Source organism: Actinomadura kijaniata, from assembly GCF_014138665.1.
In the GTDB taxonomy this organism is placed as follows: Bacteria; Actinomycetota; Actinomycetes; order Streptosporangiales; family Streptosporangiaceae; genus Spirillospora; species Spirillospora kijaniata.
The window spans coordinates 19,701-35,945 of sequence record NZ_JACJIA010000007.1; the positions used below are offsets into that span (position 1 = coordinate 19,701).

Annotated in this window: 16 protein-coding genes; 13 read left to right on the plus strand and 3 right to left on the minus strand. The window is 74.4% G+C overall.

The window, feature by feature from the left end; all coding sequences use genetic code 11:
- The first annotated feature begins 25 nt into the window (after positions 1 to 25).
- The 5 genes from HNR61_RS25265 to HNR61_RS25285 all read left to right on the plus strand — a co-directional run bounded on the left by HNR61_RS25265 (position 26) and on the right by HNR61_RS25285 (position 4,697).
- On the plus strand, positions 26 to 1,333 hold the full coding sequence (locus HNR61_RS25265; protein WP_182845692.1) for a DUF1996 domain-containing protein: 1,308 nt from the start codon (positions 26 to 28) through the stop codon (positions 1,331 to 1,333).
- A gap of 31 nt (positions 1,334 to 1,364) precedes the next feature.
- Complete coding sequence (locus tag HNR61_RS25270) at positions 1,365 to 2,021, plus strand: SDR family oxidoreductase (RefSeq protein WP_182845693.1); 657 nt, start codon at positions 1,365 to 1,367, stop codon at positions 2,019 to 2,021.
- A 99-nt stretch (positions 2,022 to 2,120) separates the two neighbouring features.
- Positions 2,121 to 2,738: a DUF998 domain-containing protein gene (locus tag HNR61_RS25275; RefSeq protein WP_182845694.1), complete on the plus strand. Its 618-nt coding sequence runs from the start codon at positions 2,121 to 2,123 to the stop codon at positions 2,736 to 2,738.
- Between the two features lie 190 nt (positions 2,739 to 2,928).
- On the plus strand, positions 2,929 to 4,050 hold the full coding sequence (locus tag HNR61_RS25280) for a sensor histidine kinase (protein ID WP_182845695.1): 1,122 nt from the start codon (positions 2,929 to 2,931) through the stop codon (positions 4,048 to 4,050).
- Entirely contained in the window at positions 4,047 to 4,697 is a 651-nt protein-coding gene (locus HNR61_RS25285) for a response regulator (RefSeq protein WP_182845696.1), read from the plus strand. Before HNR61_RS25280 ends, HNR61_RS25285 begins: the two co-directional genes overlap by 4 nt.
- Here HNR61_RS25285 and HNR61_RS25290 read toward each other — a convergent pair.
- Entirely contained in the window at positions 4,682 to 6,445 is a 1,764-nt protein-coding gene (locus HNR61_RS25290; RefSeq protein WP_182845697.1) for an AMP-dependent synthetase/ligase, read from the minus strand. The two genes, HNR61_RS25285 and HNR61_RS25290, sit on opposite strands and share 16 nt — an antisense overlap.
- A 104-nt stretch (positions 6,446 to 6,549) precedes the next feature.
- On the minus strand, positions 6,550 to 8,337 hold the full coding sequence (locus HNR61_RS25295) for an AMP-dependent synthetase/ligase (RefSeq protein WP_182845698.1): 1,788 nt from the start codon (positions 8,335 to 8,337) through the stop codon (positions 6,550 to 6,552).
- 263 nt (positions 8,338 to 8,600) lie between these two features.
- Here HNR61_RS25295 and HNR61_RS25300 point away from each other — a divergent pair, with 263 nt between their 5' ends.
- From HNR61_RS25300 to HNR61_RS25325, 6 genes are all read left to right on the plus strand, one after another.
- A complete protein-coding gene (locus HNR61_RS25300; protein ID WP_182845699.1) occupies positions 8,601 to 9,320 on the plus strand; it encodes a copper homeostasis protein CutC in 720 nt (239 codons plus the stop codon).
- A gap of 63 nt (positions 9,321 to 9,383) precedes the next feature.
- Entirely contained in the window at positions 9,384 to 10,151 is a 768-nt protein-coding gene (locus HNR61_RS25305; RefSeq protein WP_067811503.1) for a metallophosphoesterase family protein, read from the plus strand.
- An 89-nt stretch (positions 10,152 to 10,240) separates the two neighbouring features.
- Positions 10,241 to 10,672, plus strand: a complete 432-nt coding sequence (locus HNR61_RS25310; protein ID WP_182845700.1) for an SRPBCC family protein — start codon at positions 10,241 to 10,243, stop codon at positions 10,670 to 10,672.
- 65 nt (positions 10,673 to 10,737) lie between these two features.
- A complete protein-coding gene (locus HNR61_RS25315; RefSeq protein ID WP_067811498.1) occupies positions 10,738 to 11,139 on the plus strand; it encodes a hypothetical protein in 402 nt (133 codons plus the stop codon).
- Positions 11,140 to 11,226: 87 nt separating this feature from the next.
- On the plus strand, positions 11,227 to 12,171 hold the full coding sequence (locus tag HNR61_RS25320) for an ROK family glucokinase (RefSeq protein WP_182845701.1): 945 nt from the start codon (positions 11,227 to 11,229) through the stop codon (positions 12,169 to 12,171).
- Positions 12,172 to 12,184: 13 nt separating this feature from the next.
- A complete protein-coding gene (locus HNR61_RS25325; protein ID WP_182845702.1) occupies positions 12,185 to 12,886 on the plus strand; it encodes an endonuclease/exonuclease/phosphatase family protein in 702 nt (233 codons plus the stop codon).
- Positions 12,887 to 13,108: 222 nt separating this feature from the next.
- Here HNR61_RS25325 and HNR61_RS25330 read toward each other — a convergent pair whose 3' ends face one another.
- Positions 13,109 to 13,945, minus strand: a complete 837-nt coding sequence (locus tag HNR61_RS25330; RefSeq protein ID WP_182845703.1) for a hypothetical protein — start codon at positions 13,943 to 13,945, stop codon at positions 13,109 to 13,111.
- 330 nt (positions 13,946 to 14,275) lie between these two features.
- Between HNR61_RS25330 and HNR61_RS25335 the strand changes: the two genes are divergently transcribed.
- Together HNR61_RS25335 and macS are read left to right on the plus strand one after the other, a co-directional pair.
- Positions 14,276 to 14,992, plus strand: coding sequence for a lysophospholipid acyltransferase family protein (locus HNR61_RS25335; RefSeq protein ID WP_182845704.1), 717 nt, complete (start codon positions 14,276 to 14,278; stop codon positions 14,990 to 14,992).
- A 21-nt stretch (positions 14,993 to 15,013) separates the two neighbouring features.
- Complete coding sequence (gene macS, locus HNR61_RS25340; protein WP_182845705.1) at positions 15,014 to 16,186, plus strand: MacS family sensor histidine kinase; 1,173 nt, start codon at positions 15,014 to 15,016, stop codon at positions 16,184 to 16,186.
- The last annotated feature ends 59 nt before the right edge of the window (positions 16,187 to 16,245 follow it).

The window sequence follows — 16,245 nt, forward strand, 5'->3', positions numbered from 1 at the left end:
GAACCCCGCGAAACAGGAGAATTCCATGGCAAGCAAAAAGGGTATCGCCGTCGTCGTCCCGGCACTCCTGCTGGCCGCCACGGCGGTCGGATCGCCCGTGACGGCGGCGGCCGAGAGCCGTTCCGCCCCGGTCCGCGTCGCCGAACCGGGCGACCAGAACGGCCAGGATCCCGACGATCAGCGCAACGACGGCCGCAACGGCGACGGCGGGCAGCAGGACGGCCAGAACCAGAACGACCAGAACGGCGGCCAGCAGGGCGATCAGAACGGCGGCCAGCAGGGCGACCAGAACGGCGGCCAGCAGGGCGACCAGAACGGCGGCCAGCAGGGCGATCAGAACGGCCAGAACGGCGACGGCCAAGAAGGCGACCAGAACGGCCAGGGAGACAACCAGGGAGACAACCAGGGCGACCAGAACCAGGGCCAGCAGAACCAGGGCAACCAGAACCAGGTGAAGCCGGGGCCGGACCGCGGCGACTTCGTCAGCATCCGCCAGGCCCCGCGCCGCAACCGGCCGGCGGTGAGCCGCAGCGGCTCGCGCGGCTCGTTCACCTCGCGCTGCGGGCGCAACGAGAACCAGCACCACAACCCCGACAACTTCATCGTCGCGCCCGGCGTCCGCAACGGCGCCCACCACATCCACGACTACGTGGGCAACCTGTCCACCGACGGGTTCTCCACCGACGAGAGCCTGGCCGTCGCCGGGACCACCTGCGCGCTCAACGACAGGTCCACCTACTTCTGGCCGGTGATGCGCAACCGCGCCCAGCGGGACGACTCCGACCAGGCGCAGCAGAGCACGGCCGACGGCAACGTGGGCCGGATCGTGCTGCCAGCGCAGGCGCGGATGCAGTTCGTCGGCAACCCCAAGAGCAAGGTCACCGCGATGCCGCGGTTCATGCGGATCATCACCGGCGACGCCAAGGCGGGCACCAACGGCACCGCCAACGCCCGCGCGCTGTGGACCTGTAGCGGGTTCGAGAACCGGGCGTTCACCGACAAGTACCCGCTGTGCCCGAGGGGCAGCCGGGTCACGCGCGTCCTGGAGTTCCCGAGCTGCTGGGACGGCCGCAACACCGACAGCGCCAACCACCGCACGCACATCGTGTTCCCGAACGGCGACGGCCGTTGCCCGTCCGGGACGCGGGCGGTCCCGCAGCTGCGGATGACGCTGTCGTACAACCTGCCGAACCGGCCGCTGGCGTTCGCCGTGGACAGCTTCCCCGAGCAGGGCCACGACCCGGTGACCGACCACGCCGACTTCGAGAACGTGATGCCCGACTCGCTGATGCGCCGCGCCGTGGCCTGCATCAACGGCGGACGCAACTGCTGACCGCCGTCGCCTCCTCCGTAGGATCACGAGCATGGACATCGTGATCGCGGGAGGGCACGGCCAGATCGCGCTGCGGCTGGCCCGGCTGCTGAGCGCCCGGGGGGACGTCGTGCGGAGCCTGGTCCGGAATCCGGACCACGCCGCCGACATCCGGGACGTGGGGGCCGGGCCGGTCGTGTGCGACCTGGAGAGGGCGACGCCGGAGGAGGTGACCGGCCACGTCTCCGGCGCGGACGCGGTCGTGTTCGCGGCCGGGGCGGGGCCGGGCAGCGGCGTGGCCCGCAAGGACACCGTGGACCGCGGGGCGTCGGTGCTGCTGGCCGACGCCGCCGAGCGCGCCGGGGTCCGCCGCTTCCTCCAGATCTCGGCGATGGGCGCCGGCCGCCCGCCGCGCCCCGGCACCGACGAGGTGTGGGCCGCCTACGTGCGGGCGAAGGGCGAGGCCGAGGACGACCTGCGGGCCCGCGACCTGGACTGGGTGATCCTGCGTCCCGGCCGCCTGACCGACGATCCGGGCACCGGCCGGGTCCGGCTGGCCGCCGGGGAACTGGGCCGGGGCGACATCACCCGCGACGACACGGCCGCCGTCCTGGCCGAGCTGCTGTCGAACCCGCGGGTGAACCGCACGACCCTGGAGCTCCTCAACGGCGACACCCCGGTCGGCGACGCCGTCGCGGCGCTCGCCTGACTACACCGTCCGATGTACGGGGGTGCTCCGGCGGCGCAGGATGAGGTGACGCTTTCCGGGCGACGCGCCGCTCTGCGGCCGGAACCTAACGTCGTCCGCATGGAAACGACCTTCCCTCGTACGCGGGTGCTCCGGGGGTCCGCCGCCGGGCTCGCGCTCTGCGCGCTGGCGTTCACCCTGTCGGACCTGGTGAACCAGGAGTACAGCCCGCTCGCCGAGGCGATCAGCGCGTTCGTCAACGCCTCGGCGGGCTGGCTGGTGACGCTCGGCCTGGTCGCGTTCTCCGCCGGAGGGGCGGCGCTGGCCGCGCTCGTGCCGGGCGGCGCCGGACGGTGGCTGCTGGCCGGGTTCGCGGTGTGCGCGGCGGTCGCCGCGGTCTTCCCGGCCGACCCGCCGGGCGACTGGGCGGACCGGTCGCGCTCGGACGGCGTGCACGGCCTCGCGGCGTGGGCCGGGCTGCTGACGCTGCTGGCCGCGATCATGCTGCTCACCCGCCGGTGGCGGCGGGATCCGGCGTGGCGCTCCCGCGCCGGCGCGCTGCGGGCGTGCGCCTGGGCGGCCGGGATCGGGCTGGCGCTGTTCGCCGCCGCCCTCGTGGACCGGATGATGATCACGCACAGCGCGCCGCTGGGGCTGGCCGAACGGCTGGCGATCGGCGCGGACCTGGCCTGGCTGCTGGTGGCCGCCACCGGCCCGCACCGGGGACCGCGCCGGTGACGCGCGGGGCGCGGGAACGACTGGCCGACGCGGTTGGTGGTCGGCGTGGACTTGGTCTGGCTGCTGGTGGTTGCCACCGGCCCGCACCGGAGGGCGTGCCGGTGACGTGCGGAACGCGGGAACGGGTGGTCGGCGTGGATCTGGTCTGGATGCCGGCGGTCGCCACCGGCCCGCGCCGGAAGGCGCGCCGATGACGCGGGTGGCGTGGGAACGGCTGGTCGACGCGGCGCTGGCCGTGCTGACGGCGGTCGCCGTGGTCATGGGCCCGGCCGTGGTCGGCGCGACGCTCACCTACGAGGGCACGCTCGCGCCGGCGGCGCTGCTGGGCGGGGCGATGCTGTTCCGCAGACGCCACCCGGTCGCGGTGCTGACGGTGTCGGCCGCCGTGATGGTCGGCTACCGGTGGGCGGGCCTGTTCGAGGGTGGCTGGCTGTGGCCGCTCACCCCCGCCCTGGTGAGCGCCGCGGCACGGGGGCGCGTCGGCTGGAGCGCCGGGATCGGCGCGGCGGTCCTGCTGTGCGGCCTGCCCCGGGAACTGGCCGGGACCTCCGGCGTCTCGGAGACGGCCGCCCGGATCGGCGTGGAGGCGCTGTGGCTGGCGCTGGTGCTGACCGGGGCCGTCGCCCGGCGGCAGTACGGCCGCTGGCGGGACGAGCACGAGGCCCGCCTGGTCGACCAGGAGCGCGCCCGGCTGGCCGAACAGCGCCTGGAGATCTCCCGCGAGGTCCACGACGTGGTGGCGCACACCCTGGCCGTCGTCGGCGTCCACCTCCACGTGGCCGCCGACACCCTGGCGGACTCCCCGGAGGAGGCGAGGGCGGCGCTGCGCACCGCGATGGAGGTCCGGGGCCGGGCGATGCGGGACCTCAAGGCGTTCGTCGGGGACCTGCGCGACGGCCCGGCGGGCCTCGCGGAGGTGCCGGAACTGCTGGACCGTGCACGGGCCGCCGGGCTGACCGCGACGCTCCACCGGGAGGGCGACCTGGACGGGGTGCCCGCCGCGCAGGGCGTGGCCGCCTACCGGATCGTGCGCGAGGCCGTCACCAACACGCTGCGGCACGCCGCTGCGGCCCGGCTCGACGTGCGGCTGGCCGCGCGGCCGGGGGAGCTGCGGGTGGAGGTGACCGACGACGGGGCGGGCCCGGCGGCGTTCGCGGCGGGGCACGGCCTGACCGGGATGCGGGAGCGCGTGGCCGCGCTCGACGGCACCCTGGACCTGACCTCCGGCGACGGCTTCACGGTCCGCGCCGCCCTGCCCGTCGCCGGGACGGCCGCCGGCGCGGCCGCCGAGAGGGCGGGATCGCCGGCATGACGATCAACGTGCTGCTGGTCGACGACCAGTCCCTGGTCCGGGCCGGGTTCCGCGCCCTGCTCGCCCGCGCCGAGGGGATCGCCGTGGTCGGCGAGGCCGCGACCGGCGAGCGGGCCGTGCGGGAGGCGGTGCGGCTGGAGCCCGACGTGGTGCTGATGGACATCCGGATGCCGGGCATGGACGGGATCGAGGCGACCCGGCGGATCCTGGCCGCGCTGCCCGCCGTCCGGGTGGTCATCCTGACGACGTTCGACACCGACGAGCACGTCTTCGAGGCGCTGCGCGCCGGGGCCAGCGGGTTCCTGACCAAGGAGGTGGAGCCGGACGAGCTGCGCCGGGCGGTCGCCGTCGTGGCGGCGGGCGACTCGCTGCTGTCGCCCGGCGTCACCCGCCGCGTGGTGGAGCGGTTCGCCGGCCGGCCCCGGCCCTCGGCCGACCTCGGCGCCCTCACCGCCCGCGAGGCCGAGGTGGTGCGGCTCATCGCCACCGGGCTGTCCAACGACGAGATCGCCGCCGCCCTGATGATCAGTCCGCTGACCGTCAAGACGCATGTGACCAGGGCCATCACCAAGCTCGGGGTGCGCGACCGGGTGCAACTGGTGATCCTGGCCTACGAGCACGGCCTGGTCGGTCACCGGGCGTCGTAGAGGGCCTCGATCTCGGCGGCGAAGTCCCTCATCACCGTGTGGCGGCGGACCTTCAGGCTCGGGGTCAGGTGCCCGCTCTCCTCGGTCCAGTCGGTGTCGAGGATCGTGTACCTGCGGATGCCCTCGGCCCTGGACACCGTCGCGTTCGCCTCCGCGACGGCCGCGTCGATCTCCGTGCGGACGTCGCCGCCGGGGTGGAGGGCGCGCCAGGCGGCGACCGCCTCCTGGTCCAGCGTGACCAGCGCGGCGACGAACCGGCGGCCGTCGCCGACCACCAGCACCTGGCTGACCAGGGGATGGGCGCGGATCACGTCCTCCAGGGGGCCGGGGGCGACGTTCTTGCCCGCGGCCGTCACCAGGATCTCCTTCTTCCGGCCGGTGATCTTCAGGAAGCCGTCGGGGTCCAGGACGCCGAGGTCGCCGGTGTGGAACCAGCCGTCCCGCACGGCCCGCCCGGTGGCCTCCTTGTCGTTCCAGTAGCCCTTGAAGACGCTGATCCCGCGCACCAGGACCTCCCCGTCGTCGGAGACGCGCACGTCGGTGCCGGGGAACGGCCTGCCGACCGTGCCCATGCGGTTGCCGCCCGGGGTGAAGCGGTTGCCCAGGACCGGGGCGGTGGTCTCGGTGAGGCCGTAGCCCTCGATGATCTGGATGCCGACGCCGCGGAAGAAGTGGCCGAGGCGCTCGCCGAGGGCCGCGCCGCCGGACATCGCGTAGCGGAGCCGGCCGCCGACGGCCGCGCGCAGCCTGCCGTAGACGAGCCGGTCGAAGACCCGGTGCCGGAGCCGCAGGCCGAGGCCGGGGCCGCCGGCGTCCAGGGAGCGGCTGTAGGCCACGGCCGTCTCGGCGGCGAGGTCGAAGATCCTTCCCTTGCCCTCGGCGGCGGCCCGCTGCGCGGCGCCGTTGTGGACCTTCTCGAACACGCGCGGCACGGCCAGCAGGAACGTCGGCCGGAACGTCGCCAGGTCCCGCTGGAGGCTCGGCACGTCGCTGTGCGCCAGCACCATCCCGTACTCGACGCAGCCGACCTGGATGAGGCGCGCGAACACGTGCGCCAGCGGCAGGAACAGCAGGGTGGAGGCGTTCCCCTCGGCGATCTGCGGGACGCCGCCGCGCACCACGTTGCGGGCGGTGCCGAGGAAGTTGCGGTGGGTGAGCTCGCAGCCCTTGGGGCGGCCGGTGGTGCCGGAGGTGTAGACGATCGTCGCCGGGTCGTCGGCGACCACGCCCTGCCGCCGCAGCGCGACGGTCTCGTCGGGGACGTCCTCGCCGTCGCCGACGAGCGCGTCGAGGTCGCCGGTGTCGATGCCCCACACGTGCCTGAGCCCCGGCAGCTCGTTCCGGAGCCCGGCGAGGGCGTCCAGGTGGGCGGGGGTCTCGGCGAACGCGGCGACCGCCCCCGAGTCCCCGGCGATCCACGCGATCTGCGCGGGGGAGGAGGTCTCGTAGACCGGGACGGTGATCGCGCCCGCCGTCCAGACGGCGTAGTCGAGGACGGTCCACTCGTAGCGGGTCCGCGACATCAGCGCGACGCGGTCGCCGGGCCGGATCCCGGCGGCGATGAGGCCCTTGGCGACGGCGGACACCTCGGCGGCGAACTCGGCCGCCGTCACCGCGCTCCAGGCGTCGCCCCGGCGCCGGCGCAGCACGATCCGCCCCGGCTCGGCCGCGGCCCGCTCGAACGGCGTGTCCGTCAGGTTCGCCGGCTCCGGGACGGGGAACTCGATGGGGACGCCGGTCTCGCGCACGCGATCACTCCTGCCGGGGGTCTGGGCGGGGAGGAAGATCCCTCCCCGCCGAGAATATCCCCAGGTGGGAGTAAGGATCCGGTGACGTCGGCGCTACCGGGTCCTCAGGAGTAGAGGGCGTCGATCTCGTCGGCGAAGTCCTTGAGGACCGCGTGCCGGCGGACCTTCAGGCTCGGGGTCACGTGCCCGGCCTCCTCGCTGAAGTCCACGCCGAGGATCTGGTACTTCTTGATCGCCTCGGCGTGCGAGACCGACTTGTTGGCGTCGGCCACGGCCGCCTCGATCTCGGCGATGACCTCGGGGTCGTTGCGCAGCTCCTCGACCGTCATGGCGGCGGGCTTGCCGTGCTGCTCCTTCCACGGGCCGAGGGCCTCCTCGTCCAGCGTGATCAGCGCGGAGATGAACTTGCGGCCGTCGCCGAGCACCAGCGCCTGGCTGATCAGCGGACAGGCGCGCAGCCGGTCCTCCAGCGGGGCGGGCGCGACGTTCTTGCCGCCCGCGGTGACCAGGATCTCCTTCTTCCGGCCGGTGATCTTCAGGAAGCCGTCGGCGTCCAGCGAGCCCAGGTCGCCGGTGCGGAACCAGCCCTCCTCCAGGGCCTCCTTGGTGGCGGACTCGTTGTTCCAGTAGCCCGCGAAGACCGGCACGCCCTTGGCCAGCACCTCGCCGTCCTCGGCGATCCGGATGGTCGTGCCGGGGATCGGCTGGCCGACCGTGCCGACCTTCATGGCGGAGGGCCGGTTGACGGTGACGGGGGCGGTGGTCTCGGTGAGGCCGTAGCCCTCCAGGATGACGATGCCGACGCCGCGGAAGAAGTGGCCGAGGCGCTCGCCGAGGGCCGCGCCGCCCGACACCGCGTACTGGACGCGCCCGCCGACGGCCTCGCGCAGCTTGCCGTAGACCAGCTTGTTGAACACCGCGTGCCTGACCTTCAGCCCGAGGCCGGGGCCGCCGGTGTCCAGGGCCTTGCTGTAGGCGATGGCGGTCTCGGCGGCGGTGGCGAAGATCTTGCCCTTGCCGCCCGCGATGGCCTTCTGCTCGGCGCCGTTGTAGACCTTCTCGAACACGCGCGGCACGGCCAGCAGGAACGTCGGCCGGTAGCTCGCCAGGTCCGGCAGCAGGTTCGGGATGTCGCTGTGGCCCAGCACGATCGCGCCCTCGACGCACGCGACCTGGATGAGGCGGGCGAACACGTGCGCCAGCGGCAGGAACAGCAGCGTGGAGCTGCCGTCCACGGCGATCTCGGCGATCGCGCCCTGGACGGCGTTGCGGCTGGTCAGCACCAGGTTCCCGTGGGTGATCTCGCATCCCTTGGGGCGGCCGGTGGTGCCGGAGGTGTAGACGAGGGTGGCGACGTCGGCGGCGGTGCGGGACCGGCGGCGCTCGGCGAGGGTCTCGTCGGACACCTCCGCGCCGCCGGCGGCGACGGTGTCGACGTCCCCGGCGTCGATGCCCCAGACGTGCGCGAGTCCCGGGAGCCGGTCCCGGACCTCGGCGACGGTGTCCAGGTGCGCGCCGGTCTCGGCGAACACGGCCCGGGCCCCGGAGTCCCCGATGATCCACTCCACCTGCTCGGCGGAGGAGGTCTCGTAGACCGGGACGGTGACCGCGCCCGCCGTCCAGACGGCGTAGTCGAGAACGGTCCACTCGTAGCGGGTCCGCGACATCAGCGCGACGCGGTCGCCCGGCTCGATCCCGGCGGCGACCAGGCCCTTGGCCACCCGGGACACCTCGGCGGCGAACTCGCCGGCGGTCACCGCGCGCCACGCGTCGCCGTCCTTGCGGCGGAGCACGATCCGGCCGGGTTCCCGGTCGGCTCGGGTGAAGGGCGCGTCGGTCAGATTGGTGGAATCCGATACCTCCACCATGGCGGGGACGCTGAACTCGCGCACTGCCACTCCTCGGTTGTCACTGCATACGGCGGGGACGACGGTACAGGCATCCGGCCCGGGAAGATACCCATGGGTAGCAACGGCTCTGCTGGTCAGCCCAGGTGACAGCCTACGTGCCCGCCACCGTCACGGACCGTGGCCGCCGGACCGCGCCGCGGGAGGGGTCAACGACCGGCAAAGGTCCGCCGGGCGCGGCGGGGCGCGGCGCCGGGACCGCCTAACCTTGATCTGGAAAAGCCCAGGTGACCCAGGGGGACCGAGCCATGCCGCTGCTCGAGGTGATCGCGCTGACCGTGGCCGACGCGCGGGCGGCGCAGGAGGGCGGGGCCGACCGCGTCGAGGTGGTCGCCGACATGGTGGCCGACGGGCTCACCCCCGACCCGGAGGCCGTGGCCAGGATGAGACAGGTCACATCGCTGCCGATGCGGGTGATGCTGCGCGCCAACGCGGGCTTCCGCACCACCGGCCCCGAGCTGGACCGGCTGCGGCGCGCCGCCGAGGACCTGCGGGAGGCGGGCGCGGACGGGTTCGTGCTGGGCTTCCTGGACTCGTTCGGCAACGTCGACACCGCCGCCACCGGCAAGATCGCGACGGTGGTGGCGCCGCTGCCGTGGACGTTCCACCGGGCCCTGGACCACGCCGCCGACCCCGCCGCCGCCTGGCCCGTGGTGCGCGACCTGGCCGAGGGCCCGGGCGGCGCGGACGGCGGCATGGACACGGTGCTGACGGCCGGGTCGCCGCGCGGCGTGGACGCCGGGGTGGAGACCCTGGTCCGGCGCGCCGCCGAGGATCCCGCCGCGGCCGGGCTGATCATGGCGGGCGGGGGACTGCGCCGCAAGCACGTGGCGGTGCTGGCGGCGGCCGGCATCGGCAAGTTCCACGTGGGGACGGCCGTGCGGCCCGACGGCTCCTGGGAGCGGCCGGTGGACGCGGCGCTGGTCCGCGAGTGGCGGACGCTGGTGGCGGCGGCCGCGCGGGACTGACCCCGGATGGTCCGGGCGCGACGCGCCGCGCGGGGGCGCGTGACGCGCCATTAGAGTCGGTCCATGCGGATCCATGTGGTGAGTGACGTCCACGGCCGCGCGGACGCACTGAAACGCGCGGGGGACGGAGCGGACGCGCTCATCTGCCTGGGCGACCTGATCCTGTTCATCGACTACTCCGACCACGGGCAGGGCATCTTCGCCGACCTGTTCGGGCAGGAGAACGCCGACCGCTTCATCGCGCTGCGCACCGCCAAGCGGTTCGAGGAGGCCCGCGAGTTCTCCCGGCGGATGTGGGCGTCCCTGGACGGCGAGGCCTGGCCGCACATCGAACGCGCCGTGCGCCGCCAGTACGCCGAGCTGTTCGACGCGATGCCGACCCCCGCCTACCTCACCTACGGCAACGTCGACATCCCGAGCATGTGGCGGGACTACCTGCGCGAGGGCCACCACGTGCTGGACGGCGAGACCGTCGAGATCGGCGGCCTGCGGTTCGGGTTCGTCGGCGGCGGGCTGCGCACCGAGTACCGCACCCCCTACGAGCTGGACGACGACGTGTACGCCGCCAAGGTCGAGGCGCTGGGCGAGGTGGACGTGCTGTGCACCCACATCCCGCCCGCCGTCCCCGACCTGCTGTACGACACGGTGGCGCGGCGGTTCGAGCGCGGCAGCGAGGCGGTGCTCGACCTGATCCGCCGGGTCCAGCCGCGCTACGCGCTGTTCGGGCACGTGCACCAGCCCCTGGCGGCCCGCATGCGCGTCGGCCGCACCGAGTGCGTCAACGTCGGGCACTTCCGGGGGCGCGGCACCCCCTACGTCCTGACGGTGTGAAAGATACTGAGATCCCCGGAGGGTCCCCGGAGCCTCCGGCCGCCCCGAAGCGGGCGCGTTGACCGGCAGAGGAAGAGACGAGGGCGAGCATGGCCGACCGGACGAGTTCCTCCATCACCATCAAGGCCGGAAAGGCCGAGATCATGGAGGTGATCGCTGATCTTGAGGCGTACCCGGAGTGGACCAGCGGCGTACGGTTCGAGGTGGGCGGGACCGGGGACGACGGCCGGGCGTCCCGCGCGCGCATGACCATCTCGATGGGCCCGATCAACGACACCGTCGACCTGACCTACACCTGGGACGGCGACACCGCGGTGCGCTGGGAGACCGTCGGCGCCGGCACGATGATCTCCAACCTGCACGGCTCCTACCTGCTGGCCGAGGCCGGGGACGGCACCGAGGTGACCTACGAGCTGGCGGTGGACCTGAAGGTCTCGATGATCGGGATGGTCAAGCGCAAGGCCGAGAAGCGGATCATCGATTCGGCCCTCAAGGGACTGAAACGGCACGTCGAGGGCTGAGTAATCATCGATGGCCCGGGTGGGGCGGTACCGTTCCACCCCGACGACGGATGGACAATGTTCTCATGACAGAGCAGCCGGGCGACGTCCTCGACGAGGCGGCCAAGCTCTTCGACGTCCTGCGCAGGCGCCTGACCGGCGGATCCGGGACCGGCGGCGCCGGGACCGGCGCGGACGACGTGTGGAGCCGGGCCGTGACCGAGGACCCGCACATCGCCACCGGCGCGCCCGAGTGCCGCAACTGCCCGATCTGCCGCGCCATCGCGATGGCGCGCGAGTCCGGGCCCGACGTCGGACGCCACGTCCGGCAGGCCGGGGCGGCCCTGGCGGCGGCGGCGCTGGACGTGGTGGCGGCCTACGAGCGCACCCGCGAGCCGGGCCGGCGGCCGGGGGCGACGTCACAGGCACGGCCGGAGGACGGCCGGCCGGGGCCCGCCGCCGGCGGTGACCCCATCGACATCGGGTAGCACCGTGCCGACGGGTATCCCACAGGGGAGACGCCGCGGTGCGGCGCGCGGCCGCGTCAGCGGGCGCGTGAGGAGGAGGAAGCGTACATGGCCCTGACCATCGGCGTGGATGTGGGCGGCACCAAGGTCGCCGCGGGCGTCGTCGACGACCGGGGGACGATCCTGGAGAAGGTGCGGCGGCCCACGCCCTCCACCGACCCGGCGGAGACCGCCGAGGTCATCGCCGAGGTCGTCGACCTGCTCAAGGGCAAGTTCGAGGACGTCGTCGCGGTCGGCCTGGGCACCGCCGGGTTCGTCGACGAGACGCGCTCCACCGTGCTGTTCGCGCCCAACCTGGCCTGGCGCGACGAGCCCATCAAGCAGAAGGTCGAGGACCGGGTCGGGCTGCCGGTGGTGGTGGAGAACGACGCCAACGCCACCGCCTGGGGCGAGGCGCGGTTCGGCGCCGGCCGGGGCCACGACTTCATCGTGCTGGTCACCCTGGGCACCGGGATCGGCGGCGGCATCATCATCGACGGCGAGCTGTACCGGGGACGGTTCGGCATCGGCGCCGAGGTCGGCCACTTCCGGGTGGTGCCCGACGGCCGCCGCTGCGGCTGCGGCAACCGCGGCTGCTGGGAGCAGTACGCCAGCGGCAACGCCCTGCTGCACGAGGCCCGCGAGCTGGCCCGGGTGTCCCCGGCGATGGCCGGCCGGCTGCTGGAGCTGGGCGAGGGCAGCCCCGAGGGCATCAGCGGCCCGGAGATCACCCAGGCGGCCCGCGAGGGCGACCCGGCCGCGCTGGAGTGCTTCCGCACCGTCGCCAAGTGGGCCGGGCAGGGCCTGGCCGACCTCACCGCGATCCTCGACCCCGGCCTGTTCATCATCGGCGGCGGCCTGTCCGACGCCGGGGACCTGCTGCTGGACCCGGTGCGCACGGCGTTCCACAACGCGCTGACCGGACGCGGCCACCGGCCGGAGCCGGAGGTCCGCATCGCCGAGCTCGGCTCGGCCGCCGGCATCGTCGGCGCCGCCGACCTGGCCCGCCTCTGAGGAGCGAGACGCCATGCCCGTGCTCCGGGTCGTCAGCTACAACATCCGTTCGCTGCGTGACGACCCGGACGCGCTGGTCCGCGTGGTGCGGGCGCTGCGGCCTGACGTGCTGTGCCTCCAGGAGGTCCCGCGGTTCTGGGGCTGGTGGGGCAAGCGCCGCCGGCTGGCCGCCGCGTGCGGGATGACCGTCGCCGCCGGGCGGCGCGCCTGCGGGCTGGCGGTGCTGGCCGGGCCGCGCGTCACGCCCGTCGCCCGCGAGTTCCACCTGCTCCACCGGGTGCCGGGACTGCACCGGCGGGGCCTGGCGATCGCGGCGCTGGAGGTCGAGGGGGCGCGGCTGGTGGCGGCCAGCACCCATCTGGACCTGGTGGACGCGCCGCGCCGCGCCCACACCCGCCAGGTGCTGGCGCTGCTGGAGCGCGCCGGGCGGCGGCACCGCGCGCCGATGCTGGTCGCCGGGGACGTCAACCAGGAGCCCGGCGGCGACTCCTGGGCGCTGCTGGCGGGCCGCTTCCAGGACGGGTACGCCGTCGCCCCGGCGGGGGAGGAGCTGACGTTCTCGTCGGCCGCGCCGCGCCGCCGCATCGACGGGATCTTCGTCGATCCGCGGATCGAGGTCGCCGGCTGCGGCGTGCCCGGCCCGCCCGCGCCGGTCGAGCTGTACCCCAGGGCCACCGACCACCGGCCGGTACTGGCCGAACTCCACCTGCCCTAGGCCGTGTTTCAAAGCCCTGGCCCACGGCGCTCGCCTGGCGGCTCGCACCTCACCAGGGCTTGGCGAGCGCGACATCGCTTCGCGATCTGACCTGCGGGCCCTCGCCTTCGGCGTCGGGCCCGCAGGTCAGGTAACGCGCTCGCGTGCGCGGCTGAGGCCCACTTTGAAACAGGCCCTAGCCGTCCGGGGCCCCGGCCACCGGGATCCCGGGCGGCCGAGGGGTCAGATGATCGCGCCGTCGTCGCCGTCGCGCGGCTCGTCGCCCATCCGCAGCACCAGCGTGACGAAGCCGCCGATGAACGCCGCCACCGCCAGGAACGCCGCCCAGCCCGGAACGTGCCAGCTCAGCAGCACCGTCAGCAGCAGGTACAGCGGCCCGCCGACCAGCGCGATCCAGGCGCCCTTGGTGAGGGGGTCGGCGCTGGGCAGCGGCGGCGGGGGCGGGGGCACGTAGTGGCCCTCTTCGTCGGGCGCGGGCGGGTAGTCGTCCTCGTCGTCGTGGGCCGCGCGGATCACCCGGGCGTCCGGGAACCGGCCGGTGCGGTCCTCGCCCTCGCGCGGCTCGTCCCGCCCGGCGGGCTCGTCGATGTTCTCCTCGTCCGGCCAGGGCACCCGGTCGCCCTCGTGGACGGCGTCGTAGCCCGCGACGATCTCCGCCCAGATGGCGTCCTCGTCGCGCTCGCCGGCCCGCCCGCCGTCGCCCGCGCCGGCGGCGTCGCCGCCGACCGGGCTCTGCGGCCCGGTGGTCAGGGTCCCGGTCGGCTGCGGCCCGGTGGGCTGCCCGCCGGTGGCCGCGCCGTCGGCGCCGTCGTCGGCGTCCCCGGTCTGCTCCAGCGGGTCGGGCTCGCCCTGCCGGGGCAGGTGCGCGCGCAGCACGCCCTCGGCCGTCGGCTTCATCGCGACGTCCACGTACAGCCGGTCCACGTCCTGCTCGGACAGGGCGTAGGCGGCGATCCCGGCCTCCCGCAGGGCCGTCAGCATCGCGTCGGCCAGGTCCGGCGCCAGGTCGGCCAGCGGGGCGTAGGCGTCGGCCGACAGTCCATTGCCACGGCGATTCACGGGGTCGGCTCCCTGGTCGACTCCGGCGTGACCGACGGCACCGGCATCACGGCCTCCGCTCCCCCATACAGACATGCGCCCGGAACCGCCTGCGACGGCCCTCGGACACCCCGAAACGTGTGTCCCACGGTATTCGCTGCGCCGCCGGGAACAAGCCCCCGGGGCACACCCATTGAGAATTACCGTTCCGAGCCTACGTTCATTCCCGTCCCGCCGGGCGGGGGTGTGGGCAGTGCCCGGACGGAATGGGAAGATGTTCCATCATCTCCCCGTTGCCCGGGGGACACGGAAGGAAGCGCCGCGTGACCGCGGCCAGAGGAAGGTGCCCGGATGCTCTGGTTCTGGATCCTGCTGAGGATCATCCTCTCGCCCATCATGTACCTGGTGTGGCGGCCGCAGAACTCGGGTATGAGGAACGTCCCCAAGCGCGGCCCCGCGCTGCTGGTCGGCAACCACCTGTCGTTCGCCGACCACTTCTTCGGCCCGCTGCCGCTGCTGCGCCCGATCTTCTTCATCGGCAAGCAGGACTACTTCACCGGCCGGGGGCTCAAGGGGCTGGTCAGCAAGGCGTTCTTCACCGGCGTCGGCGTGGTGCCCGTGGACCGCACCGGCGGCACCGCCGCCGAGGCCGCGCTCCAGACGGGCCTGCGCATCCTCGGCGAGGGCAAGCTGCTGGGCATCTACCCCGAGGGCACCCGCGCCCCCGACAACCGCCTGTACCGCGGCAAGACCGGGGTGGCGCGGCTGGCCCTGAAGTCGCGGGTGCCGGTCATCCCGATGGCGATGATCAACACGTTCGAGCTGATGCCGCCCGGCCAGCCCTACCCGCGGCTCGGCATCCGGCCCGGCGTGCGGTTCGGCGAGCCCCTGGACTTCTCCCGCTTCTACGGCAAGGAGGACGACCGGGAGGTGCTGCGCGAGGTCACCGACGAGATCATGCGCGCCATCCGGGAGCTGTCCGGCCAGGAGTACGTCGACCGGTACGCCGCCGAGGTGAAGGCGGAGATGGCGGGCAGGACCCCGCGGCCGGTCGGCGACGACGAGTGATCTTCCGGAGGTAGCGCCGCGATGGGGCTGGAGGTCGCGCTGTGGCGCGCCGTCGCGGTGTACCGGTTCGCCGCGCTGGGGTACGCCGCCGTCCTGATCGCGATGAACTCCGGCGGCCCCGACGGGTACGAGCACCCGGCGGGCGGCTGGGCGGTGCTGGCCGTGATGACGGTGTGGACGGCGTACGCGACGTTCGCGTTCTCCGACCCGCGCCGCCGGGGCTGGCCGCTGCTGGCCGCCGACATGACGGTGGCGATGGGCTGCCTGCTGGCGACCGCCTGGGTGGAGTCCACCGCGCACCTCCAGCAGGGCCGCCCGACGCTGCCGGTGTCGTGGGTGGCGGCCAGCGTGCTGGCGTGGGCGGTGGTCGGCGCCAAGCGCGCGGGCATCGCCGCCGCCGCGATCCTGGCGGTGGGCAACTTCCTCGTCCACGTGTTCGCCGACACCGGCGTGCGGGGCGGCCCCAGCACCGTCAACGGGGTGGTGCTGCTGTTCCTGGCCGGGATGGTGGTCGGGCACGTGGTGAAGCTGGCCCGGGACGCCGAGGCGCGGCTGGCGCGGGCGGTGGAGCTGGAGGCCGCCACCCGCGAGCGCGAACGGCTGGCGCGCGGCATCCACGACTCGGTGCTCCAGGTCCTGGCGATGGTGCAGCGGCGCGGCGCCGAGCTGGGCGGCGAGGCCGCCGAGCTCGGCCGGATGGCGGGCGAGCAGGAGGCGGCCCTGCGCAACCTGATCAGCGTCCGCGGCGCGCCCCTGCCGCCGCCGCGCCCGGCGGCCGGGGACCCGCCGCGCCCGGGGACCACGACCGACCTGCGTCCGCTGCTGACCGCCTACGGCTCCACCACCGTCACCGTCTCCACCCCGGCCACGCCCGTGCCGCTCGCCGAACCGGCCGCCCGCGAGGTCGCGGCGGCGGTCGGGGCCGCGCTGGACAACGTCCGCGAGCACTGCGGCGAGCAGGCCCGCGCGTGGGTGCTGCTGGAGGACGACGGCGCGGGCGAGGTCATCGTCAGCGTCCGCGACGACGGCCCCGGCATGCCGCCGGGCCGGCTGGAGGAGGCCGCCGCCGCCGGCCGCCTCGGCGTCGTCCAGTCCATCCGGGGCCGCATCCGCGACCTGAACGGCACCGTCGTCATCCACTCGGCCCCGGGCGAGGGGACCGAGATCGAGATGACGGTGCCGGCGCCCCGCTAGCCGCCGCGCCGCCCGGGACCGGCGGCGAGCACGGCCGCGCGGCCGCCTCGCGCCATGAG

Excerpts from the sequence above, each read along its gene's own strand:
- HNR61_RS25305 (WP_067811503.1), top strand. The coding sequence starts at position 9,384 with ATGCGGATCCATGTGGTGAGTGACGTCCACGGCCGCGCGGACGCACTG.
- HNR61_RS25265 (WP_182845692.1), top strand. The coding sequence starts at position 26 with ATGGCAAGCAAAAAGGGTATCGCCGTCGTCGTCCCGGCACTCCTGCTG.
- HNR61_RS25300 (WP_182845699.1), top strand. The coding sequence starts at position 8,601 with ATGCCGCTGCTCGAGGTGATCGCGCTGACCGTGGCCGACGCGCGGGCG.
- HNR61_RS25270 (WP_182845693.1), top strand. The coding sequence starts at position 1,365 with ATGGACATCGTGATCGCGGGAGGGCACGGCCAGATCGCGCTGCGGCTG.
- HNR61_RS25320 (WP_182845701.1), top strand. The coding sequence starts at position 11,227 with ATGGCCCTGACCATCGGCGTGGATGTGGGCGGCACCAAGGTCGCCGCG.
- macS (WP_182845705.1), top strand. The coding sequence starts at position 15,014 with ATGGGGCTGGAGGTCGCGCTGTGGCGCGCCGTCGCGGTGTACCGGTTC.
- HNR61_RS25285 (WP_182845696.1), top strand. The coding sequence starts at position 4,047 with ATGACGATCAACGTGCTGCTGGTCGACGACCAGTCCCTGGTCCGGGCC.
- HNR61_RS25315 (WP_067811498.1), top strand. The coding sequence starts at position 10,738 with ATGACAGAGCAGCCGGGCGACGTCCTCGACGAGGCGGCCAAGCTCTTC.
- HNR61_RS25335 (WP_182845704.1), top strand. The coding sequence starts at position 14,276 with ATGCTCTGGTTCTGGATCCTGCTGAGGATCATCCTCTCGCCCATCATG.
- HNR61_RS25310 (WP_182845700.1), top strand. The coding sequence starts at position 10,241 with ATGGCCGACCGGACGAGTTCCTCCATCACCATCAAGGCCGGAAAGGCC.
- HNR61_RS25325 (WP_182845702.1), top strand. The coding sequence starts at position 12,185 with ATGCCCGTGCTCCGGGTCGTCAGCTACAACATCCGTTCGCTGCGTGAC.
- HNR61_RS25280 (WP_182845695.1), top strand. The coding sequence starts at position 2,929 with ATGACGCGGGTGGCGTGGGAACGGCTGGTCGACGCGGCGCTGGCCGTG.
- HNR61_RS25275 (WP_182845694.1), top strand. The coding sequence starts at position 2,121 with ATGGAAACGACCTTCCCTCGTACGCGGGTGCTCCGGGGGTCCGCCGCC.